At 43.1% G+C, this 22451-nt stretch carries 19 protein-coding genes; 8 read left to right on the top strand and 11 right to left on the bottom strand.

Features of this window, described 5'->3' with window-relative positions; translation table 11 throughout:
• Nucleotides 1-3: 3 nt before the first annotated feature.
• Together VPNCDNU1_RS00395 and VPNCDNU1_RS00390 are read left to right on the top strand one after the other, a co-directional pair.
• The gene (locus VPNCDNU1_RS00395) at nt 4-432 is read left to right on the top strand and encodes an MAPEG family protein (RefSeq protein ID WP_104398517.1); all 429 of its coding nucleotides are present in this window, start codon (nt 4-6) and stop codon (nt 430-432) included.
• A gap of 56 nt (nt 433-488) precedes the next feature.
• A complete protein-coding gene (locus VPNCDNU1_RS00390; RefSeq protein ID WP_104398516.1) occupies nt 489-1805 on the top strand; it encodes an alpha/beta fold hydrolase in 1317 nt (438 codons plus the stop codon).
• Between the two features lie 31 nt (nt 1806-1836).
• Here the strand turns inward: VPNCDNU1_RS00390 and VPNCDNU1_RS00385 are convergent, their stop codons facing one another.
• From VPNCDNU1_RS00385 to VPNCDNU1_RS00375, 3 genes are all read right to left on the bottom strand, one after another.
• Complete coding sequence (locus VPNCDNU1_RS00385; protein WP_104398515.1) at nt 1837-2499, bottom strand: hypothetical protein; 663 nt, start codon at nt 2497-2499, stop codon at nt 1837-1839.
• Nucleotides 2500-2582: 83 nt separating this feature from the next.
• The gene (locus tag VPNCDNU1_RS00380) at nt 2583-3353 is read right to left on the bottom strand and encodes a class II glutamine amidotransferase (RefSeq protein WP_104398514.1); all 771 of its coding nucleotides are present in this window, start codon (nt 3351-3353) and stop codon (nt 2583-2585) included.
• A gap of 111 nt (nt 3354-3464) precedes the next feature.
• Nucleotides 3465-4364 carry a LysR family transcriptional regulator gene (locus tag VPNCDNU1_RS00375; RefSeq protein ID WP_104398513.1) on the bottom strand — a complete coding sequence of 300 codons (900 nt, stop codon included), beginning with the start codon at nt 4362-4364 and terminating at the stop codon, nt 3465-3467.
• Nucleotides 4365-4463: 99 nt separating this feature from the next.
• Between VPNCDNU1_RS00375 and VPNCDNU1_RS00370 the strand changes: the two genes are divergently transcribed.
• Genes VPNCDNU1_RS00370 through VPNCDNU1_RS00360 form a run of 3 tightly spaced genes read left to right on the top strand, consistent with a single transcriptional unit; the run spans nt 4464 to nt 5380 of the window.
• Entirely contained in the window at nt 4464-4754 is a 291-nt protein-coding gene (locus VPNCDNU1_RS00370; RefSeq protein ID WP_104398512.1) for a putative quinol monooxygenase, read from the top strand.
• Nucleotides 4755-4764: 10 nt separating this feature from the next.
• Entirely contained in the window at nt 4765-5004 is a 240-nt protein-coding gene (locus VPNCDNU1_RS00365) for a DUF2798 domain-containing protein (protein ID WP_104398511.1), read from the top strand.
• Nucleotides 4997-5380, top strand: a complete 384-nt coding sequence (locus VPNCDNU1_RS00360; RefSeq protein WP_104398510.1) for a RidA family protein — start codon at nt 4997-4999, stop codon at nt 5378-5380. Before VPNCDNU1_RS00365 ends, VPNCDNU1_RS00360 begins: the two co-directional genes overlap by 8 nt.
• 117 nt (nt 5381-5497) lie before the next feature.
• Here the strand turns inward: VPNCDNU1_RS00360 and VPNCDNU1_RS00355 are convergent, their stop codons facing one another.
• Nucleotides 5498-7345, bottom strand: coding sequence for a M3 family metallopeptidase (locus tag VPNCDNU1_RS00355; protein ID WP_104398509.1), 1848 nt, complete (start codon nt 7343-7345; stop codon nt 5498-5500).
• 229 nt (nt 7346-7574) lie between these two features.
• Between VPNCDNU1_RS00355 and VPNCDNU1_RS00350 the strand changes: the two genes are divergently transcribed.
• The 3 genes from VPNCDNU1_RS00350 (at nt 7575) to VPNCDNU1_RS00340 (ending at nt 9841) form a co-directional block, all read left to right on the top strand.
• Complete coding sequence (locus tag VPNCDNU1_RS00350; RefSeq protein WP_104398508.1) at nt 7575-8057, top strand: GNAT family N-acetyltransferase; 483 nt, start codon at nt 7575-7577, stop codon at nt 8055-8057.
• 197 nt (nt 8058-8254) lie between these two features.
• On the top strand, nt 8255-9394 hold the full coding sequence (locus VPNCDNU1_RS00345) for a DUF418 domain-containing protein (protein ID WP_104398507.1): 1140 nt from the start codon (nt 8255-8257) through the stop codon (nt 9392-9394).
• A 9-nt stretch (nt 9395-9403) separates the two neighbouring features.
• Nucleotides 9404-9841: a YtoQ family protein gene (locus VPNCDNU1_RS00340; protein ID WP_104398506.1), complete on the top strand. Its 438-nt coding sequence runs from the start codon at nt 9404-9406 to the stop codon at nt 9839-9841.
• A 112-nt stretch (nt 9842-9953) separates the two neighbouring features.
• Here VPNCDNU1_RS00340 and VPNCDNU1_RS00335 read toward each other — a convergent pair whose 3' ends face one another.
• The 7 genes from VPNCDNU1_RS00335 to VPNCDNU1_RS28985 all read right to left on the bottom strand — a co-directional run.
• Nucleotides 9954-13955: a hybrid sensor histidine kinase/response regulator gene (locus VPNCDNU1_RS00335; RefSeq protein ID WP_104398505.1), complete on the bottom strand. Its 4002-nt coding sequence runs from the start codon at nt 13953-13955 to the stop codon at nt 9954-9956.
• A 143-nt stretch (nt 13956-14098) separates the two neighbouring features.
• The gene (locus tag VPNCDNU1_RS00330; RefSeq protein WP_104398504.1) at nt 14099-19018 is read right to left on the bottom strand and encodes an RHS repeat-associated core domain-containing protein; all 4920 of its coding nucleotides are present in this window, start codon (nt 19016-19018) and stop codon (nt 14099-14101) included.
• Between the two features lie 178 nt (nt 19019-19196).
• Nucleotides 19197-20222, bottom strand: a complete 1026-nt coding sequence (locus tag VPNCDNU1_RS00325) for a hypothetical protein (protein ID WP_104398503.1) — start codon at nt 20220-20222, stop codon at nt 19197-19199.
• A gap of 19 nt (nt 20223-20241) precedes the next feature.
• On the bottom strand, nt 20242-20793 hold the full coding sequence (locus VPNCDNU1_RS00320; protein ID WP_104398502.1) for a hypothetical protein: 552 nt from the start codon (nt 20791-20793) through the stop codon (nt 20242-20244).
• Between the two features lie 150 nt (nt 20794-20943).
• Nucleotides 20944-21192: a phosphopantetheine-binding protein gene (locus VPNCDNU1_RS00315; RefSeq protein ID WP_104398501.1), complete on the bottom strand. Its 249-nt coding sequence runs from the start codon at nt 21190-21192 to the stop codon at nt 20944-20946.
• Nucleotides 21193-21201: 9 nt separating this feature from the next.
• Nucleotides 21202-21963 (bottom strand): hypothetical protein, encoded by a 762-nt coding sequence (locus VPNCDNU1_RS00310; RefSeq protein WP_104398500.1) that lies wholly within the window; start codon nt 21961-21963, stop codon nt 21202-21204.
• A partial coding sequence (locus tag VPNCDNU1_RS28985) for a beta-ketoacyl-[acyl-carrier-protein] synthase family protein (protein WP_371410771.1) occupies nt 21960-22451 on the bottom strand: 492 nt, incomplete at its 5' end. The genes VPNCDNU1_RS00310 and VPNCDNU1_RS28985, both read right to left, overlap by 4 nt.

Raw genomic sequence — 22451 nt, 5'->3', positions numbered from 1 at the left:
TTTATGTTTGCTGAACTTTTTTCCCAGTACTCTTTCACGCTATGGGGCTTGTGGGTGATTCTATTCACTGTATTAGTTCAAGCCATTGTAGCTTCTGTTGCTCATCGCAAACAATCACACTATGTCCCTGGAATTGTAGACAGCCAACTGAGCCACGAATCCTTTGTATTTCGAAGCCATCGCACCCATCAAAACTCGCTCGATAATGTCGCTGTATTTGTTCTCCCAGCTATCTTGGGAATATTCGCTGGTATGTCTTCAACAACACTGGCAGTTTTCGTTTGGATTTACGCCATCGCACGCTTGATTCACATGGTGCTGTACTACGTAATTGCAACAGAACGTAACCCTAGCCCACGCAGTTATTTCTATATGATTGGTTTTATTGCAAATTTAGGATTATTCATCGCTCTTGGATTGAACGGCTTCTAACAAGCGCGTATAAATTTTGCTACTCTCTGCTTGCTTTCATATGGAAGGAGAAGAAAGTGCGATCAGAATTTATTGAAGGACAAGTCCGTTTTCGTCCTCACACCTTTGAGTTGCCATTGGACTATCAACAGCCCAATGGCGACACTATTTCCGTTTTTGCCAGAGAACTGGTCGACATCAATAAAGACAGCGAATCACTGCCGTGGCTGGTGTATTTCCAAGGCGGTCCTGGCTTTGCCTCACCAAGGGTTGATGGCAGTTCAGGTTGGGTGAAGCGCGCACTTCAGCAATTTCGTGTTTTACTGCTAGACCAACGCGGCACTGGCAATAGCAGCGTCGTTACGCTTCAAACCTTAGAAGGTCAAAGCCCAGAGCAGCAAGCACAATACCTAAGTCATTTCAGAGCCGACAACATCGTTCGTGATGCTGAAGCGATTCGTGAGCAATTTGGTGTTGAGCGCTGGAGTATTCTTGGGCAAAGTTTTGGTGGTTTCTGCTCTCTGACCTATCTGTCTATGTTTCCTGAGAAACTAGATCGTTCTCTAATCACAGGCGGCGTTCCTTCACTCGTTCGTCACGCCGACGACGTTTATCGTGCAACATATCAACGCGTGACAGACAAAAACAATGCGTTCTTTGCGCAGTTTCCAGCAGCGCAGGCTCAATGCCAGAAAATCGCAGACTTCATTCTAAACAATGATGTGATCTTGCCAAATGGTCAGACATTTTCCGTAGAACAATTCCAGTTAATTGGCGCTAATCTTGGCCGAGGTGGCGCTAACACGCCGATGTATTACTTGCTGGAAAATGCATTTGTCACGGTAAATGGTGAAGAGACACTGAGTTTTGGCTTTTTGAATGCCATGCTTCAAGACCAAGTTTTCCACACTAACCCGATTTACGCTGTGCTGCATGAGTCTATCTATAACCAAAGTGAAGCATCGTCTTGGTCGGCACATCGCGTGAGAGATGAATACCCAGAATTCCACTACAACACGGGCAAACCTTTCTTGTTTACCGGTGAAATGGTGTATCCATGGATGTTCGACCAATTCCAAGGTTTACAGCCACTCAAGCAAGCCGCAGATTTACTGGCAAATAAGAAAGATTGGGGCAGCCTGTATGATGTGGAAAAGCTGGCGAGCAATACCGTGCCTGTAGCATGCGCCGTGTACGCTGACGACATGTACGTTGAAATGGATTATAGCCGCGAAACTCTTGCTGGCATTCCAAACAGCAAAGCTTGGATCACCAATGAATACGAACACAACGGCATCGGCGTTGATGGTGAACGCATTCTCGGCAAACTCTTAGAGATGACAGACGCGATTGCTCACTTACCTCCGTCTACTTCAGCAACTTCGAGCAGCTAAAATGAAAAACCTCCCATTTGGGAGGTTTTCTTTATTTAACAAACCGCGTCGGTTTCACTTTGATGAGTTTTTCCACCTGTTCACTCGGTGTTTCAGAGAGTGGCTGTGAAGCGGAATTAGCTAGATAACGAACCACGACGGATTCACTGACATCAAAGGGTTCGTCTGTCGCGACATCGACGTTCTTCGCGCGATCCGCAATGAAGATATAATCCAATTGCTCGACCACTTTTTCGTTGTGCTTTAACCGGAACAAACCCAGATAATGGAAAACGCCTGTGCCTTGGGTCGTCACGGCGTAGGGCGCGACAAATGTCATCGCTTCTGATGGATCACCATAGTTCAACGGGGTAATTTTAAAAAAGTTTAATACGACCTCACCACGTTGCCCATCAACCGAGTAAAAACCTTTAGCTCTCGAATTTTCAAGTTCACCAACCACTTGGCTTAAGTGCGCTTTAGACAAGCTTTCAGGCACACTCACTAACCATGGCTGTGCATCTTTGAGTGCAAACAACTTGTGCATCACTGTATCGGTTTCGTCAGCTTGCTCCGTTTTGACCGTGACACCTTGTTTCACATAGATTTCTTCATCAGTTAAGCTAAAACGGTAAACGGCGGCAATAATGACCACGATCAGAAGCACTATTGGAATCAGCAGAACCAAAGGGATTGGTAACAATTTTTTCGACATGAAGGTACCCAGAATTGACAAATACTAAGCGCCAGTGGGCACTCTATACTGGTCGACATTTTACCCTGAAATGCAACGCACACTTAATGATTTAATTCTTTAATTTCCACTTTTTGTTTATGCACTGTCATTAAGCGAGCTTGATCGACCGAATACCAAGCTTGGCGCTCGCTATCTAATGGTTCTGACGCAACCACAATGCCCTTTTCCATCATCTTATAAAACAGTGTGGGCGCATGATCGTCAGACGCATACCGAAATGCCCAAATCGTCTCACCGTCCGACCAGCTCGCACTGATTCTCAGCGGTTCTTCAATTTTTTCGCTCAACATCAGTGATTCTATCAGTTCCAATGTTTTGCCTATTGCTGCACTGGGTTCATCTTCCATCAAACCATTTGCGATCAACAATAGAAACAGCAGTTCACTGTCCGTTTGCCCTTGCCTACAACCATAAAGAGATTTAGGGATCAAACGTTCAATATGCCAACGCAGATCGGTGTAACCACCTATTTGACCATTGTGCATAAACAGCCAATTTTTATAGCGAAATGGATGGCAATTTGTACGTGCGGTTTGCGTACCGGTTGAAGCGCGAACATGAGCAAAAAATAGCGGGGATAGAATATGTTCCGATAAGCTTTTTAAATTGCAGTCACTCCAAGCAGGCAGTACTTCGCGGTACAAGCCAGGGTCGTCTTTTACCCCATACCAACCGACACCAAATCCATCCGCATTAATCGCCGTAATGGATTTCCTTGCACTCATACTTTGTTGTACCAACGAATATTCTGGTGCAAAAATTAAGTCAGACAGGTACGTTTCTTTTCCTTGATAAGCTAGCCAGCGGCACATGTTTACTCCTAGATCGAACTTGATAAGTTAATTTATTCTCCTCTTGAACATCATAGTAGATTTCACCATCTACCGTCTTTAGTTCAGGTAGCAAAACCTACCTTTATCTTCTTAAAATGACGTTAATGAGGTGAGAGCATGTCCAATGTATTGCTGTGCGTGCTCTTTAAATGCTCGGGCTTTTGCTCCAAGCAGCCGCCCACTCGGCCATATCAAATACAAATCGCGCTGTGGTCCTAGCCAATCAGCCAGTGGCGTACACAGCTCACCACTGCGTAGGAGATGATGCACTTCAGTTACCGGCAACAAAGCCAGCCCAAGCCCATCACGAGCAAACTGACTAGCAAGATTAATGTCGTCCACCTTTAAAGACGAGTTTTGGCGAATAGTAGCCAATTCCCCCGTCCTTTTATTTTTAAACTTCCAGACGGGTAAATGAGCCACTGTAATGCAGCGATGATGATAGAGATCGTCGAGATCATTAAGCGGTGCACTTTCAGCTAGATACCTCGGTGATGCAACCAACAATGTTGAAATTGTTCCAGCTTTAACCTGATAAAGCCTCGAATCTTTTTGAGGACCAGCACGTAGCGCGATGTCTGCTTGTTCTTCGATAATGTCTTTGTTGTCGTTGTTCAGCTTCAGATCCAACAGAATATCTGGGTATTTTTTAGCAAACTCCGTCCACATAGGCTGAATAAAACCTATCGAAATATTGGTCGGAGCCAACACGGTTAATGAACCATTCATTGATTCAAGTTCGTGGCTCAACCCTCGTGTTTTCACTTCAAATTCAGAGACTAAATCTGAAAAAGACTGGTAATACACCTCACCTTCCGCCGTTAACCGGAACTGACGCGCAGATCGATGAATAAGCTGGCAGCCTACTTGCTCCTCCAATTTTTTAAGCCGACGCGTCACGGTGGCCGGAGGGATGTTCAAAACTTTAGAGGCGCCCACAAGCCCTTGCGCTCTAACGATGTGAATAAACAAAGCAATGTCATCAAGCATAATTTCATTAATGGAATTGGTGATTCATTTTTTAACCATATTCATCTTTTATGGAATTATCTACTCTTTTATTGGAATTCAAACCAGTAAGGGAAAAGCATGAAAACACTATGCGTAAGTGCAGGTCTATCACTTTCCAGTGACGCACCAAGGGAATATGTTTTAGAAGAAGCACGTAAGCTTGTAGCTGCCACTATCAAAGAGTCTGGTTGTCAGCATTTTGAGCTTCTGGAAAATAAAGATGAAACGAACAAGTTCACTTTATGGGAACGCTGGGACAGCGAAGAAGATTTAAAAAATCATTTCGAGCAACCCCATACAAAAGCATTCTTAGAAAAGAATCTCACTCAGGTCGATTATATCGAAAAACTTTACTCGCTTTCGGAGTAAGGGGGCAAAGATGAAGCATCGAATTATTTTTGGTTTGCTGATGTCCTTGGTGTTATCGAGCATGATGACGCTTTGGGTAACGTGGCTCAACCTTGGGTTTCAGGAACATTTCTTTACGTCTTGGAGAACAGCGTTTCTTTTGGCTTGGCCCGCTGCCGCTGCCATATCCATTGCGCTAGGACCCACAATTCAAACACTCACTCAAAAATTATCCAACCTGTCATTAATCAAAGGAGGGCAACATGTCTGACTCAAGGCTTATTCGACATCATTACCCAAAGCTAGGTGATACTGTCGGCCCCTATGTCCATGCCATTGAGCATAACCAAACCCTTTACACTTCTGGCTTTACCGCGTTTGGCAGTGCAGCGCAAACAGAAAATATTGGGCTCCAGCTAAAGGATATTTTCCAGCAGCTTTCCATCATAGCTAATCAGCACCAATCGAATTTGGGTAGCCTGATCAAAGTCACGATTTTTATTAATGATTTAAAGGACTTACCTCTCGCACGTGAAGCACTAACTGAAATCTACGGTGGGCAATATCCGGCGAGCTCTCTTGTACAGGTAGCAGGACTATTTCACCCAGATTTGAAAGCTGAGGTTGAGGCAACGATAGCCATTTAGAAAAGACACGGTTTAATCATTTATATAAAAAAGTGAGTAAAAAGAGCCAGTAAAAACTGGCTCTTTGTGTTTCTTTCCGATTTTGTTATCAACCGTCAGAGTTAAGTATCGTGGAAATTATCGACCGTAGTTTTTGACAATATACGCTTCAAAAGCATCGCACATTTCCGCGTCAGAACTTGCATTGGAAGCAAGCTCTTTATCACCGTCTACTACTTTTATTTTGGCTTGCAAGGAAAATACATTAGCGCGATCACGCGTTGCTAAACCTTTGATTTTCTTTTGTTCTTCTTGCCACGCTTCATCCACCGACAAGTTACACACGTCGGCTAGGTATTTCGCGTTAAAGCCTTCGCCAGTCAAGCTTACAATGGTGTCGTTGTGAGACGTGCTGTTGCCACCATGCCAGTAATGCTTGGCTAGGAGCGGACCAATTTCTGGGTTATCCGTTAAATAGCCGAATTTCTCAGTAAAATATGCTCGCGTCTGGTACACCGCCATGTGAGCCAATAGGTAACCCTGGTAAGCACATGCTGACTCATCCGACAACAAGTGAGGAATCGCAAGCAATGGACGCGGGCTACACTCTAGTCCAAGAATGTTCTTTTCACAGTCACGAGCTAACTGAGTGATGTTTTCAGGCGTCAGCTCTTCATCGGTCAACTCATAAAGCGCTCTTTCAAAATAAGGCACAACAAGAATGCTGCGTTCTTCATACGCTTTAAAAGGCTGGCGGCTATCAATCATCGTCTTGATGAGCTCATCTGGAACTGGGTTGCCATCGTTATCGAGCGCATACTGCTTAAGCCAATCGGCATCTGTCAGCAAGCTATCACAGAACATAGACTGCGTTTCGGCATACGCCATAGAAGTGGGTGCGAATTCTTGTGAAAAACACGGCGCATTCAGCTTCACATTGGCAAAATGGGCAGCGTGTCCACCTTCGTGGAACAAGGTATTAATGCCATCATATCCACTGCCAACTTGGTCTGGCTTTGCATTACTGGTGAAGTTGACTTGAGCTGGAACCCACTGGTCTTGATTGTAAAAAGAGGGAACAGGACCATGACAGAAGCCATTCGGGTATTTGCCTTTTCTATCCAATAAATCCAGCGTGAGCTCAGCGTCTGAATATTCGATATTCAAACGGCCAAATGATTCCACCCAACGGCGTAAAGACTTGGAGAACGGAACGTACGGGTCCAAATCACGCATCGCATCACCCGCAAATGAGTAGATGAAGTTATAGCCCGACAGTGCACTTTCCCCTTTCTCAACCGCCAGGTTTTTCAAGCTGTTGAGGTGAGCTTCACGCGTACGAGCTTCAAAGTCGTCTAAAACGCTGAACAGCTCTTGCGTGGTCATTTTCTCCATTTTTAGGATGGAGTAATCAAAAAAGGTCTTGTGCCCAAGAGAGCGAGCAAACTCATTGCGACGCTTCACCAGCTCAATGAAACCATTGTTGAGTAACCATTGCTCTAGATCCAGAAAAGCGGAATGAGCCGACTGTCGAACGTTTTCGTTTTCATTCGCGCGAACAGCAGCGCCAACCACAGGCAATGAACCTTCTACAGATTTGCCATGCTCATCAACATAGGTCAGTGCGTGGTTTTGGTTACGCTCAAATAGGTCGAACTCAAACTTGATCAAATCCGCTTTTAGTTGTTGACTCTTTTCGCCTTCAATCGCGTGGGCTTTAAACGTAGCAAGCCAACCTTTAAGACCAGCTATTGTGCTTTGTTTTTCTTGCGCATCGCTGATGTTCTCGGCGGCGTCGAGCTGTTGATTGATTTCACCAATTTGCGATGCTTGGCTCAGAAATTGAGTCCACTCGGTTTGTGCTTTAGAAGAACCTTCGTGGTCATCACTGATGCCCATGTACGTTTCCCAGAAAAAATCTTCTTTAGTGCGGTGAATAGCCAGATAACGTTGGTTCAAGTCGTTTAGGTATGCAGTTGCCGACATGTTGATCCTTCAAGCGGTTGTATTTATTTGCGCGGAATTATCGCACGGAGAGCACCGCTAAAATAGTGAGCTAAACGAGTATTTTGAGAAACCTATGACTAAAAGCCTCAAACACAACCACATAAGATACTGAATAATAAGTTTTTATTTCATTTCCCCACTTGAAATTACAACTATATCCCCCCATTAGTTGTTATCAGGGAATCAGTATTTAAGGGATTAGATAACAATGACTCAATTCTCCATTCGCAAAGCTGTGGCTGAAGATTCCAGTCTTATCGTTCAATTTATTCGTGAGCTTGCGCGCTATGAAAAAGCGGAGCATGAAGTCCAAGCCACGGAACAAAGCATTCGAGAAACCATTTTTGGAGCAGGATCCACAACTTACGCTCTCATCTGTGAACTTGATGGACAAGCAGTCGGATTTGCCGTTTACTTTTTTAACTACTCAACTTGGGTAGGGAAATACGGCTTATACCTAGAAGATCTGTATGTTACACCCGATGCACGCGGCACCGGGGCAGGAAAACACATTCTTAAACATTTGGCGCAGGTTGCTGTTGCAAAAGATTGTGGTCGATTTGAATGGAATGTATTGGACTGGAATCAACCTGCAATCGACTTCTATGAATCTCTTGGGGCGAAGCCTCAAAGTGAATGGGTCGGCTACAGATTAACAGGGAAAGCACTACTGGATCTTGCTGAGTCCTAGTACTCAAACTGACTGAACCACTTTTACAGCTTTACCAATTTTTTCAGCTTTAGGGTGTATTAACCTTTCACTTGCTACGTTTTAGCCCTAAGCAAACACAAATAATTGCGTCACAACGCATATAGTTTCGTTTGTGACACATAGCAAACCTGTGCTTGCTTAGATAATGAAGTTAAAAAGTCAGTAAGGATATTAACGTGCGTATTCAGTCCATCGATATATTACGAGGGATCGCCATTTTGGGGATCCTGTTTATGAACATCTATTACCACGGCTTTTTTGCCGCCGGATACGTTTCTCCCGAGTTACCTCCCATCAGTGACACCTTCATAAATTTGTTTAGTAGTGTATTTTTTGATGGTCGCTTTCGAACCTTATTCTGCCTACTTTTTGGTGTTGGTTTAGCGATTCAATATCGCTCATACAAAAAGAAAAAAGTTTCCCCAAAGGACGCAATTAAACCAAGAATGAAATGGCTGATGCTATTTGGTTTACTGCACGGCCTGTTCATTTTCGGTGGTGATGTATTATTGCTTTATGGGGTAACGGCTCTTTTTGTCTTGAAATCACTTGATCTTCCGCTGAGAAAACTCCTTAAGAAGTCTTACCGATATTTGATCATCGGTGGTGTGCTGAACCTCAGTATCGCCTTTGCGTTTCTTTTCTTTGAAGAACCACCACTGGTTCAAGGATCACCAGAATTCATGGAAGTGTATGACCTATGGTTCGGTTCCTATGGCATACAGATGCTCATTCAGGGCGGGGTTGCACTCGTTATTGTATTAACGTCACCTCTTTGGATATTCTGGCAAGTAGCTGGCTTGATGATGCTCGGGGCTTTCTTATTTCGAGTTGGTTTTTTCTTCAAAGGTTTTGATAAAAAAACGTTCCGCTTAGTCGCACTTGGAGGCATATTCTTTACGGCGTTAGACTTGGCTCTACGCATATACCTTCCAAATCAAACGGCAGAGCTTGGAGCGATTGTCGCCAGTGTCTCTGCGATTTTTGTCGCACTTATCTATGCTCACGCGATCGTCAAACTCGTCGCCAACCGAAACACCGTTCTTCAGGTATTTGCTGCGCCTGGTAAGCTTGCTTTCAGCCTGTATATATCACAGTCGATTGTTATGGCCATACTGTTGCGCTGGACATTCACCGAGTTCCATTTAACCGCAACTCGATTGGATTATATCCTCATTGCACTTGCGTACACCGTTGTGCAGATTGTTGTTGCCCATCTGTACTTGAAGGTCTTTAAACAAGGTCCTTTGGAATACATTTGGAGAAAAGCGTACACTCGAAGCCAAGTAAAAAAGCAGTTAATACCTGCACATTAAGGAAGAATTATGAGTTTTAACGTTTATCTTTCAGGTGAAATACATACAGATTGGCGAGATCAAATAATCGAGCAATGCCGTGATGCGGGGTTAGAGATCACCTTCTCTTCCGCTGTGACTCATCATGAATCAAGCGATGCCGCTGGCGATGTACTTGGCCCCGAAGACAATGGCTTCTGGCGTGATCACAAATCGGCAAAAGTGAATGCAATTCGCACTAAGAACGCCATTGAGAAGTGCGACTTGGCGGTGATTCGTTTTGGTGAAAAGTATCGTCAGTGGAATGCTGCATTTGATGCTGGCTACTGTGCAGCGTTAGGTAAACCCTATATAACATTGCACGATGAGGCACTTATTCATCCACTGAAAGAAGTGGATGCCTCGGCTCAGGCTTGGGCAACATCACCAAGCCAAGTAGTCGAAATACTTAAGTACCTTCTCACTTAAGTATCTTCTCGCTTCAGAAATAGGTCTGTTAAACCTAGTAGGAAAGTAAACGGAGCACAGGATGCTCCGTTTACTTTTTATGTTTTCTAACGTGTTGGTTTTTTATTAACCGCTAGTGATTCTGGCTTCGGAATGACTCCAACAACGTTGCTGCCATTGAAAAATCATAACTTTCAATGGCTAAGACTAACGCTTCAAGCGTTTCTTTATTTTGTGGAGAGGCGTCTAACAAATGCTGAGCTAATTGCACTGCACTTGCATCGTATCCTTCAATGGCCACCGTTAGTTGGCTCAGTACCTGGTCTACATCCGCATCAAATTCAGCCGCTTCTTTCTTTATTCCATACTTTGATGTATACGCCAATAGCTCTTTTTGAATACAAGAAGCTCGCTCGTCCATGTCATCAACCCACTCCGTCGGGATCGCCTTTTTCTCTTTAGCATTAGACTCGATTCGCTCTGCTATTTCTACCAGAGCAGAAATTCTTAGATTCCCCGCCGAGCCACGAACGGTATGGGCAAATCTTTCTATATAAACCCAATCTTTTAGCTCTGATTTTTCTCTGAATACTTTCAAATCTTTTAAAAGATTTGAAAGCATTGAATCGAGCAAATTCAAATATCGCTCTTGTGTTATTCCAATCTCTTCGGCCGCGTCATCAATATCGACACCCCCAATGTCTTCGCTTTTGTGGGTGTTTGTTGAGCCTTCGCTTGGTGATGTTTTAGAAGGTGACGTTTTTGAAGACGATGTGGAGGAAGGTATAACTGAAGATTCCTCTGCAAGTACTGGTACATTCAAATATTGCTTAAGGACGTTGTAGAGTCTAGATACGTCAATGGGTTTGGTGACGTGATCATTCATGCCTGCGTTAGTACAGGTTTCAATGTCTTGCGCCATCGCATTAGCTGTCATGGCAACAATCGGCAAGGTATACCCATCTTCACGTGCTCGTTTTGTTGCTGTAACGCCATCCATAATGGGCATCTGCATATCCATCAATACAATGTCGATATTCTCTTTTGAAAGGGCATCCAACGCAATTTTACCGTTCTCAGCAACCGTGACTTCACATCGTGTTTTTTCTAGCAGTCCTATCGCCACTTCCTGATTAATTTCATTATCTTCCACCAATAAAATACGCTTGCCAGATAAATCTGGCGTTTCTATTTTCGCTCGATTTCGTTTGACGAGGTTCTTTGCTTCTATGCCATACGCATCCATGATGGCATCCAATAAGGTGGAAGGGTTGACAGGTTTGAGTATGAACCCATCGATTAGCGGTGAGGCTTCTTCATCAACTCCGACTTCCCGCCCATATGCAGTCACCAAGAAGCGTTTCAAATCGGTAAAGCGTTCATCTCTCGGCAAGCGCTTTAACAGTTCAACCCCGTTAATCCCCGGCATATTCCAATCGGCAAACACCATATTGAACTGTTCGGTATTAAGCAGTTCAATTGCATCGTACCCATTAGTTACCGATGTAACACTGAACTCCATCGCTTCCAACAGGTTTTCCATAATGCCTCTAGCGGTATCATTATCATCAACCACTAACGCTTTGCGTTCTTTTATTGGTTTCAAAGGTGCCGAGATATCACGCATCTTGGCACTTTGAAGACCGCATTGAATGGTGAATATAAACTGAGAACCTTCACCCACTTTTGAAGTAACGGTCAGCCCCCCTCCCATCAATTCGACCAGTTGTTTACTGATATTCAAACCCAAACCTGTCCCCCCATGTTTACGAGTTGTGCTCGCGTCTGCTTGGGTAAAGGCTTCAAATAATTTCGCTAACTTATCCTCTGGGATGCCTTCGCCCGTATCGCTCACCACAAAACGAATCTCGGCATTCTTATCATCCTGTTTATCAAGAGTGGCTTTTACAATAATCTCTCCCTCATGGGTAAATTTCACTGCGTTACCACACAAATTGACGATAACCTGCCCGAGTCTTAGCGGATCGCCAATTAAGTTGATCGGCATCGTTGGGTCGATGTCTAACACCAGTTCAAGGTTTTTCTCTTGCGCTTTCACGGAAACAATGGACACCACATTTTCCAGTACATCATCCAAACAGAAATCAATGTGCTCAATATCAAGCTTCCCTGCCTCAATTTTTGAGAAGTCGAGAATGTCATTAATAATGCCGAGAAGGTTTTTCGCGGAATCATTTATTCGATTCACGTACTTTTCCTGAATGCTATCAAGTTCGGTGTTTAGCGTCAGGTGAGCCATCCCCATGATGGCATTCATTGGAGTGCGAATTTCGTGGCTAATGTTGGCAAGAAACTCTCCTTTGGCTTGGCTCATTGCATCTGCGCTCTCCTTCGCTTCAACAAGCGCGTTCTCCATTTGTTTGCGTTCGGTTTGGTCAAGCAATATCCCCACAATTCCGTTCACGTGACCTTGGCTGTCAAGGAAAGATGCTTCATACACCAACATTTCTAACTGTTTCTGATTGGCTGGCGTAATCTGGACTTCGTAATTGGCATTGCTTTCTTTTTGGAAAAGAACTGGGTGATGTTCACCAAATTCTGGGACGGTTTCCCCAAAAATCATGTTAGGAGTCGAGCCTAATATTTGCTCCTCGCTCAATCCCATCAGTGTTCTGAATTGGCTATTAATGGTAATAAACTCACCAGTGTTGTTCAGGCAGTACATTGGGTTTGGTGTCGCGTTTAGGATTTGCTGATTCAGTTGAGACTGTTCCAAGGCTTTCTGTTCGGCTTTGCGTTGCAGCTCTAAGTTGCGGCTCAATTGAATGCTTATTGATAGGTCATTCAGCATTCGGTTTAACCATTGTAAATGAATGTCGTCGAGGCTATGCACTACCCCAATTTCCATCACTGCAATCACTTTTTCCTTTACCAACAAAGGCAAATAGTACATTTCATTTAGAGACAATTGCCCACCATTGTAAGGCACCACGAACGCCCCATTTAACTCTCGTATTACCACGGGTTCTTTGCTACGAGTCACCCCCATAAGCGTCGAGCTTTCTTCTTTAATAACCGTACTTTGGCTTTCTCCGTCACCTGAACCGGATATCCGTGTAAGCGCATTGTTTTCGAAAATGTAGATGCCGACCATCTCAACGGGGAAGTGCTGCATTAAGAAGTGTGTCACGCGGTCGCACAGCAAGGACGTCGATTCATTGTTGCGCAATACAATGTTGAAATCTTTCACCAACGTATTGTTGCTAAGCTGCTCTGAAATATGATGAAAAACCACATTTAAGCTATCAATAAAATACTGTAAATCTCCGTAGGCACGTTGGGTTAAAGTGAAAGAAAAATCTTTGTTTTCTACTTTTTCGACGACCGTTTGAGAAAGTTTACTTAGAGGGCTGATATAGAGGCGCCAAAGCAATATAAACGACACACCAATAGCGGCAATCAACGCAAAAAACAGGACTAAGCTGACTTGCTCGTTCGAGTGTATAGCGGCTTCATTTGCCATGATTTCAGAATTAAGCCGCTTAAGAATTGAATTGTGGGCTGAGGAAATTGCCGCCATTATTTTTGCTTTTTCAGAAAAATACTGATCGCTGTACAACAGTGAACGAGCGCGATCTAAGTCCCCCACTCCAGTCAAGACCCATTGCCCATTTTGGTCTTGCTGCCGTCCTTCAATAGCATTAAATGCATCCACTTCAAGCCCTACCAAAGCGTTCGATAGCGCGAGGGCATTATTCAATTCGCTGAATTCAAATGCTTCAATACCGGAATCTTTTAACCTTTGTACTAACGTAGGCCCGCTAAACGCTGACTCCGATGAAGGCGATTGCTCTTGCATAGAAACAATATCCCAATACTCGTATTGATTTCCCTTTGGTATTGGGGTCTTACCATTTCGCACATCCAAAACGTGGTTAAAAAGTCCCTTCCACTTTTCGTTGCCTGTCGCACCATAGGCTCTTGCAAATTTGGTTAGGTGATCAGAGCTTCCTTTCAATTCCAATGATAACCGATAGAAGCTCGCCAACTGAGATTGCAAACTTTGCGTTTTTTCATGCAATTTCGTGTTTGCCTGATTCAATGAAAAGATCGCAACAGACACGATTCCCATGATAAGAAACAACATGGAAAACAACATTCTTATTGATTTCATAGCTCAAAGCCTTTCGGATTATTTTTAGTTAGGGCTACTTTGAATGTAGTAGTAATAGCTAATATTTTGAAAGGCGTGCATGGATATAGGGATAGCTAGACCATTTGTTTGCCCAGCCTATCCCTGTTTATCTATTTAAAACCTTACACAGTAAGTCTTCTACGCATGAGCTTGCGAGCGGTAATAGCGGAGTCCATAAATTGGTTGCCTTGGCTATTTCTTAACGACGAATTTACCTCGACAGCACGATGAGGTGGATTCGCGGCAATGGCATTATCTTCAAGTTTCTTCACCCGACGAAGCGTAACTGGTGAATCACTATCTCCTCCTTTGCCAGAACTACCTGAATCCACATCCCATGATTGACTGTATTTCGCTGAGTAGGATGAGCTCGCCATATTGGCAATTCCAGATGCAGCGCCAACAGCACCAAAACCTATAGAAACCCAACCCAATACGTTTGCCGCATTCGCGTTTTCATCTGCAAGTCCGGCTGCCGCCATTCCTGTGGTATTAGATACTAAGTTTGAACCTTCTGAGACCGCAGTTAGCGTATCACCAAGCCCCCAACTCGTAGACGTTGCCGAGCGAGTCGATGCTTTACCTACATCAGTAGCAGACTCCGTCACCGCAGACGCGGCTTTTCCTGCGGTTGACGCAGAACGTGCTGCAGTCGATGCTAATTCCGCAATGCCACCAACGGCACTTAGTATCCCTAATCCTTTAGAAGCCCAGTTTAAAGCCTGTGATGCTTGCGGATCTTTTTCTTCCAAAGCGGCAGAGGCGATACCAGTTGCATCAGCAGCGAGACCAACAACGGTAGCGGTGACACCCACAGTACTGGTCGTCGCAATCGCACCTATCGCACCACCTCCAGCAACCAAGCCTGCACTTACGGCAGCACCTGCACCTAGCGTGACAATACCAATAAGGATGCCAATAGAACCCAATACAATTCCGGCTATTCCTTGGCTGCTGAGATGCCCGTTAGGATCCAGCCTATTAATTGGATCGCTTTGGCAATAGACGTAAGGGTTAATGCCACCTTTGCCGAATGGGCTCCAGTTATCTGGAGAATGGAAACGCATTAATACTGGGTTGAAGACGCGATAGCCATTACCCAAGAAATACCAACCCGTAATAGGGTCGACTTGCGCACCATTAAACCCTGGCAGGTTGGACATTAGGCTTCTGAATCCGTATGGCGTGTAGCTGAGTGAAGATAATTCCCCTTCTTGCTGTGTTGCCACAACGGTATTGTGATGATCTTGCACGTATTGGCAGTAAGAGGTCTCCTCTCCCGCTATACTCTGATGCCCTAGACGGTGTTCATCACTGCATAAATAGGTGACCTTCTCATCTTCAAACTGCGCATTAGTCACTTTACCTGACGAATAAAATTGTTTGTTTTGAGTGCCATCCGCCAATGTTTGCGAAATGAGTTTGTTCATCGCATCATATTGGTAGGTGCATATCAAATCACCGTTTGCGTTGTTTACCTGAGAGATACGCCCCGCATCATCGTAGATTAACTGTTGACCTTTCTCGTCTTTAATGAGGTTTCCATTTGCGTCGTACTCAAGCTCAACGCTACTTCCATCCAACGATATGGTCACTAGTTGAGTCGGGTCGAAATCGCTAAACTGGTAGTTAAATGTTTCGGCGCCATCAACGTATTCATTATCCAACTGAATAATGTTGCCCCACTGATCATATTGGTAGGTCTGTTGGCACAAGACACGGTCAGATTCTGTAGTTGGCGACAGCTCTCCTTCGCACTGATACTGGCTTAAACGCTTGGTGTTATCGTACGAGTACGATTCTTTTAACACCACAACGTCATCAATTGTCGTCACTCGTAGATTAATTTGGTTGTCTGTTGTGTACGTCAGATCCGTGGTATGAACGGAGCTTTCGCTAGTCACTACCCGCGAGGTTTCACGACCAAAATCGTCATACGTGAGCTGGGTTTCTAGCTGTAGACCCGCATTTTCGTCATAAGTGATTGTCGTAACAAGCTGGCCTAGTGCATTGTATTTGTACCCAGCTCTTTGTTGACCTTGAATGGACTCAATTAACTTGCCGTTGTCATCATAAATATAATCATGATGATGACCAAAACTGTCGGTGTGGCGCTGAATCAAACCTGCCATAGTGTAAAGATAAGAACCTGAAGATACCGTGCTATCTTGCTGCGTCATCGATTCCTGTTTAAGTACACCCGATGGGAAGTAGTCGAATTCACTTTTAACATTGTCTTCCGTTGCCGACAAAAGAACGCCGGATTGTGGCTGATAGGTGAAGTTTTGCTGGTTCGATGACGACTTAAATTGGGACAGCACGCCGCCTAACTGCATTAAGTAGGTGAGATCTTGCTGCACACTTTCGGGTGTCGTCACACTACTCGGCTTATCACCACCTTGCTCGTATTCATAAGTGCTCTTTCGACCACCTACGGTATCAGAGATTGCTCGACCAAGACCGTCGTAAGACATCTCGCCTAAAGTGGTATCATTCACTTGAACTAAAGCAGGTAAAACTTCGTTACTGAATTCAGCATAAGTGGTTTTTAAGACAGTTTGGTCAGGTAGGGTTTTAGTCACAACACGATCGAAAACATCGTAAGTACTTTGGGTGATATTTCCAACCGCATCGGATTCTGAAATCAAACGTCCAAAACCATCATAACCGTATGATAGTTGGCAATAGTTCGTCTCGTCTTTGTTAATCTGAGTCACGGTTGCAGGTTGTTCAAACGCATTCATTGTCGCTTTAAAGATACCTTGACCTTCTAAGCCTTGCGCAACGGTATTCTCGATCGGGTCATGGATTTCCAATTCAACGCGCCCATCACTGTGAATGGTCCGGCATTGATTTCCCCAATCGTCAAATTCGTAGCTTTTGGTTGAAATTTGAGGAACGGCAATCCGAGCTGGTGAATCTAAAGACAAGTCCCAGAACCAATCTGAGGATTTTTCTTCCACGACACGGCCAAACACATCGTATGTTTTAGCAAGCACTTCTCTATAAGTACCCGAGTACTTTGTATTTTTGCTGTTGGTGCTGTCGTCGTCCTGTTCTTGAATAGAAACAACACGACCTAACCCGTCATAAAACGTTTTTCTGCCCACACCGATGGCATCGGTCTCCTCCATAATCGGCCAGATATTGGTGTCGTCTCCTCTTGGGTAAATGTACTCATATGTTCGACATATTTCTTCTGGCGTATTGGGTGCTGATGCTTGTTTGGTGACACGACCTAAAAGGTCATACTCTTGAATAGTAACTATCTGGTTAACATCAGTGTTTTGCAATTGGCGTTGAGTGTATATGGACACAACACTCTGAGATTGCATAGTTGAATTGTCGTACCCAGTGATTAACGCATCGGTTGTAATAGTGCCCGCTTCATACAGGTGGGACATTTGGATATTTGAGGTTTGCCCATCCATGACCGACGTTATCGTTGATAACAAGCCATGAGTATTGGAAGTCGTATCATCAACATAAGCAAAGGATTTTGATACTTTATCGTTGATCTCTTCCGTTGCTTTGACAACGTAAGCACTGATGTGAGCTTGCTCAAAAGTCCCTAACTCGCTGTAGGTATAGGTTGTGACTTTGGGTTCGGTTTCCACTCCCTCAATAGAAACAGGTGTTTGAGTCAGAGATTTTAAAAAGCGCGTAAAGCCAAGTGGGTCGGCTGGGCAGCCTTCACTCGCTTCGGTGCCAGTGTAGTAAACATAGTCTTTCTTAATGCCTGAGGCTTCTATTGTTTGTGTTGTATTTCCCCAATCATCCGTAATCGTTTCTACCTGCTCAGTTCTTGTCTTTTCCGTAACCAAGTCTTTATAGGTTGTAGTAACTAAGTGTGGCTGCTGCAAATTGGCGGGTTGATCATCAAATTGCTTAGACGGGTCTTCGTTATATTCAATTTCAGTTATGACTTGTGAGTTAAGCTGCGTTTTTCTCTCTTTGGTCATTAAGTGGAACTTGTTAAAGAAGCGCTCTGTCATCGAAACAGTATTACCCGCTTCATCAAGTAACTTTTCAATAGATGAATAGGTATAGTCTCCCAACACGAGGTAAAGGTTATCTTCATCTGTCGCAAAATCGACCTTGCCAGAAGAGTAACCCAAAAAGTTGTTCACGGTGCTGTATTCGTATTTCTTCGTGACGGGCGGCTGACCATTCCCAGGAAAAGTCTTATGCACTGCAGCATAAGGGATTAGATAGTCTTCTGTTGCATGATGCCCCTCTGACACATAAGAAACGGTTTCAACTGACGCAGCAGGCGTACGGAAGGAAGTGATAACGGGGAAGGCTTCTTGTAACAGATCATACTCTATTGCAAATTTCGCATATTCATCCGGCGTTGAAGGCTCTTTGGAATTATCATAGGGAACCGTAACTGAAACCAGATAATCGTTACTGTAGCGCATCGCGATCTTCGCTGTTATACCCTTATCTTCTGGGTACTCGAAAGATGTACACAAGTTGCCATTGTAGTTTAGCGTAAGGTGAACAGACCCTGTTTGGCGGTGACTCACTTCTGTCAAAAACTGTTCGCCGTCTATGAGTTTTCCATATGAAAATTCAAACGCTTCTCCATTTGGAAATTCTAATGCAATAATTTTTGCAACATTACTGCTGCTGGGTTTAAACAAATGCTCGATGGTTCCGTCTTTATTGATGACAGTAAAGTTTTTGTCATCCACTTTATGAACACGGAAATCTTGCAACTTCTGATCTTTAAAATAGAGATCATTACCACTAGGAGGGAGCGTTTTGGCTTTATAGCTTTTACCATCTGCTTTCGTTAATGTAAGCCCAACAGTATCAAGCGTAGACAACGCTAAGCGCCACCCAAGACCAAACCTTTTATTTGAAAAAGATAAAGGTGAAAAAGAAAGGCTTAATGCCTGTTCAAAGCCACTAATATTATGAGGTCTAAGTGTAATTAAATTAATTGTTGCACTGTATTGACCTGTTCTTGAATCTACACCAGTAGAGATATAGGAGCTAAAATTAAATGCGTTTGAATATATATTATCGTTACTCATGGATACATTCCTTATAAACAATAACGTAATTTGAAGAACATACAGAAAAGCGTGATCAGGAATAAGCTGATCACGCTAATAAAAATAAGCTTTTAATATAAAATGAAGATGCAATAAAACACCGGCTACCAAAATGGCATTAGCGATATATTTTTGTATTTATTAAAAGCACGCCACGTTACAAGCTTGCAATCGTCAAAGAGCGACCTGAATCAGATGGTGAAACCTTAAACTTATGTTCCGAACCGTAGTTATCGACGATATCAATGGTCGCTGTTCCAGAATACGTGTCACTTGTCCATGAGCAACCATCGACTTGCAGTGCGGATGCAGAAAGCTCAGTGTCGGCTACCGTCACGGTATAATCGTGGCTTTGAACACACCCACCTTCCATATTGTCACGCGCATTCACGTTATGTGTACCGCCTGAGAAAGTACGACCGCGAGTCAAGAAGCTATCGTCGCCATTTTGCGTGCCCAGTGCGTAGAACGAATTCTGCGAACCAGTGCGCTGCACTATTTTCAAGTTGTTTGGTAGAGTCCAAAAATACACATTAATTTCTTGAGTAATATCAGGCTTGTACTCGTCATAGACTTGATGCTGCTCAGTTTGAATCGTTTCATCAAGGCTAGATGAACTGATCGAAAATGGAGGAATGGCGGTGAGGTTGATTGAACTGTCGTAAACGTTATCTCCTACAGACATATTTGTTGTTAATGTTTGGTCGGTTTCGTTTTCTAAGATCATTTTCGCCATCAGCTTTTCTGTTCCTGTGAGAGAACCACTCACATAGCGCTCAAAGACTTCTGGTACATTGTTATTGTCATCTTCTGTTCCCGCAGAAAGAGGCAAAGCTTTAGCATCAGGAAACGCATCAAACATAACGCCAGACTCTTCAAGAAAACGGCGGCTTACAGAAGCACTTCTTGTGTCTGACATCGTACCTAGGTTGTATTTGGTATCCCTTACGTCAGTCGTTGTCCATTCAGTAGGCATACCCAAGTTATCGTAGTTGGTATCTGCGCTGAATTTAGCTACTTTAATTGAATTGATTTCAGATGAAGTTAAAGGCTTTTTAACGTAATCACCATTTTCATAGGCTTGCTTCAACACAGAAATCTGTACTTTGCATTGGTGACGCCCATTGGCATAAAAGCTTTCACCAACCGCTTCGATTTTAAAAGTTGTAACGTAGTATTGCATATATCCTCCAATCGTTAATTTATGCAGTTAGTGACAAAATATCTAAGTCAAAACCGTAGTACGGACCATTAAGCTCTTTGATGGGAGTGATACGATAAGCTTCTGAAAGCTCGTCGTTATATTCTACCAACGTATTCACGATGAACTTGCTGTACTCACCTTCAGCACGGAAAAGGAATTGTTTGGTTGAAGGGTTATCTGAGGCATATTTACAAATGGCTGCTCTCAAGGATTTAATGAACAACGCACTGTCTTCTTTTAAATCAAAAAGATTCGTATCCGAAACCGTCATTTCAAGATAATTGTTGTCAGTAAGACGGTATAAATTGATTTCTCGGTAGTCGCGGCGAGGTAAGAAACGTTCATTAATACCTAGCTTGAACGCCTTTGGTTCAGCCTCTGGATCCAATATGTGCTTAGGCAATTTAAATTCGAGAAGCATTCTTCGACCATTAACCAACAGTGGTAAATGCTCGCGCCCAACCGAAAAGTAACAAGGGCGACCTACCCAAGTGTTCCCTTCAGCTCCATTAAATAGTGCGGACACTCTACCTTTTTCTAGTACTTTCATAGTGTTCTCTTATTTACTGATTGAATAAAATAAATACTTAGTCATCATCAATATAAAATATGATGAATTATAATTATTTATGTCTAGGAAACTTTATTCGCGTCTATTCCACCCTTAGCAGTAAGAGCTAGGACTTGACGAATAGATTAACTATTTATTATATGAGGTAACGTATTCAGAAAGTTCTTGTATTGTACTAATAGATAAATCTGAAAACTTTTCCTCTGGAATATTTACGCCATATTCACTCATGACGTAAACTTGAGTTTCTATATAGTCTAAACTATCAAATTCAAGAGACTTAAATGAAGATTCAAAGAGTATTTTTTCTTCTTCAATATCTTTCATCATTAATATTCGGTTTTTTATTCCTTTAAATATATCAACAGAAGTGATCATATCTTTTCTCTATTCAATCATTGGCTGCATGTTTGATACTAGCGATGTTCTAGCGGTAAAAAGACATTCTTCTCCGTATAAGCATCGATAGTTTAAAATTCTTACGAAAGTATCATTACCATTTTTAATGGTTATTGAAGGTTGAATAAAAATCTTAAGGTCACACTTTTTAGAAAGGTCAAAGTTCGATCCAATATTAAATTCAACTAATTGCCCAGTATGAAGCGTTTCAGAATGTTCTAGATAATCTTCTAAATTGCAAAATTGATAAGGTTCAAAGTTTAGAAAGGATTTTGATTTGATAACCGAGCTAAATACAAGTGCGTTAAAAAAGGTCAATAAAGACAGGTTAAATGGAAATCTGTTATTGAAATCGACATATTTTTTGAAAACATCACGATACTTTATGGGTATTAACTCTGTATTTTCTTTATTTTTCCATTCGAGCATTGTGTCCTTGAGCAAATACTGACCAGAGACAGTATTTGTCCCCTTATCATCCAGCAATTTCAAACTATCGCCATTATTGACGAGTTCATGTGGTAAAGAGGTATATACGTGGTGTCTAAATACTGCGGTGATTGCGAGTGATTGAACACCACCACTTTCACTCGTCAACAAGATATCATCACTCATCATAATAAAGCTCAACATGCCTTGCACTGGTCGCTTAGATTGGCTCGGTCCTTGGTAATGAATGGCGTTAAAATCGCCAGTGAATTGGGACCAATTTAGAATATCTTCTGTTGTAAATCGCAGTGGTTTTTTCATAGTGTTTTCGCCAAAACTAACGAAGCATTATGACCACCAAAACCGGCGCTTGTATTCAAACAAGCCTTCGCATTCGTATTTCGTTTGTGCTGATTAGGTAGGTAATTAAGATTGCACTTTGCGTCAGGTTCATTCAAATTCAACGTCGCAGGTAAGCAGTTATCTTGCATCGCTTTCACGCACACTATGGTTTCAAAACTGCCCGCCGCACCAATTAGATGCCCGGTATAGGATTTGGTGCTAGAGATCGGAACCTGTTGGGCACTTTTTCCAAATGCGACCTTAATCGCTTGAGTTTCTTGTAAATCATTTAAGGTTGTGGACGTACCATGAGCATTAATGTAATCGATATCATTCGGCGTCAAATTAGCCTGTTCGATCGCCTTCATCATAGACAAGGCTCTTGGTTCAATGCAGTCAGACGGTTTGGTTAAGCTAAACGCATCAGAGAAATGAGCATATCCCTTCACTTCTGCAAGAATCATTGC

The sequence above is a fragment of the Vibrio penaeicida genome (genome assembly GCF_002933855.1).
In the GTDB taxonomy this organism is placed as follows: Bacteria; Pseudomonadota; Gammaproteobacteria; order Enterobacterales; family Vibrionaceae; genus Vibrio; species Vibrio penaeicida_A.
The sequence above is the reverse complement of the archived record's forward strand: the minus strand, read 5'-3'. Positions and strand labels throughout refer to the sequence as shown.

What these genes read in the sequence shown, in the direction of transcription:
- VPNCDNU1_RS00395 (WP_104398517.1), top strand. Translation starts at nt 4, where the DNA reads ATGTTTGCTGAACTTTTTTCCCAGTACTCTTTCACGCTATGGGGCTTG.
- VPNCDNU1_RS00385 (WP_104398515.1), bottom strand. Translation starts at nt 2,499, where the DNA reads ATGTCGAAAAAATTGTTACCAATCCCTTTGGTTCTGCTGATTCCAATA.
- VPNCDNU1_RS00380 (WP_104398514.1), bottom strand. Translation starts at nt 3,353, where the DNA reads ATGTGCCGCTGGCTAGCTTATCAAGGAAAAGAAACGTACCTGTCTGAC.
- VPNCDNU1_RS00375 (WP_104398513.1), bottom strand. Translation starts at nt 4,364, where the DNA reads ATGCTTGATGACATTGCTTTGTTTATTCACATCGTTAGAGCGCAAGGG.
- VPNCDNU1_RS00370 (WP_104398512.1), top strand. Translation starts at nt 4,464, where the DNA reads ATGAAAACACTATGCGTAAGTGCAGGTCTATCACTTTCCAGTGACGCA.
- VPNCDNU1_RS00365 (WP_104398511.1), top strand. Translation starts at nt 4,765, where the DNA reads ATGAAGCATCGAATTATTTTTGGTTTGCTGATGTCCTTGGTGTTATCG.
- VPNCDNU1_RS00360 (WP_104398510.1), top strand. Translation starts at nt 4,997, where the DNA reads ATGTCTGACTCAAGGCTTATTCGACATCATTACCCAAAGCTAGGTGAT.
- VPNCDNU1_RS00355 (WP_104398509.1), bottom strand. Translation starts at nt 7,345, where the DNA reads ATGTCGGCAACTGCATACCTAAACGACTTGAACCAACGTTATCTGGCT.
- VPNCDNU1_RS00350 (WP_104398508.1), top strand. Translation starts at nt 7,575, where the DNA reads ATGACTCAATTCTCCATTCGCAAAGCTGTGGCTGAAGATTCCAGTCTT.
- VPNCDNU1_RS00340 (WP_104398506.1), top strand. Translation starts at nt 9,404, where the DNA reads ATGAGTTTTAACGTTTATCTTTCAGGTGAAATACATACAGATTGGCGA.
- VPNCDNU1_RS00335 (WP_104398505.1), bottom strand. Translation starts at nt 13,955, where the DNA reads ATGAAATCAATAAGAATGTTGTTTTCCATGTTGTTTCTTATCATGGGA.
- VPNCDNU1_RS00330 (WP_104398504.1), bottom strand. Translation starts at nt 19,018, where the DNA reads ATGAGTAACGATAATATATATTCAAACGCATTTAATTTTAGCTCCTAT.
- VPNCDNU1_RS00325 (WP_104398503.1), bottom strand. Translation starts at nt 20,222, where the DNA reads ATGCAATACTACGTTACAACTTTTAAAATCGAAGCGGTTGGTGAAAGC.
- VPNCDNU1_RS00320 (WP_104398502.1), bottom strand. Translation starts at nt 20,793, where the DNA reads ATGAAAGTACTAGAAAAAGGTAGAGTGTCCGCACTATTTAATGGAGCT.
- VPNCDNU1_RS00315 (WP_104398501.1), bottom strand. Translation starts at nt 21,192, where the DNA reads ATGATCACTTCTGTTGATATATTTAAAGGAATAAAAAACCGAATATTA.
- VPNCDNU1_RS00310 (WP_104398500.1), bottom strand. Translation starts at nt 21,963, where the DNA reads ATGAAAAAACCACTGCGATTTACAACAGAAGATATTCTAAATTGGTCC.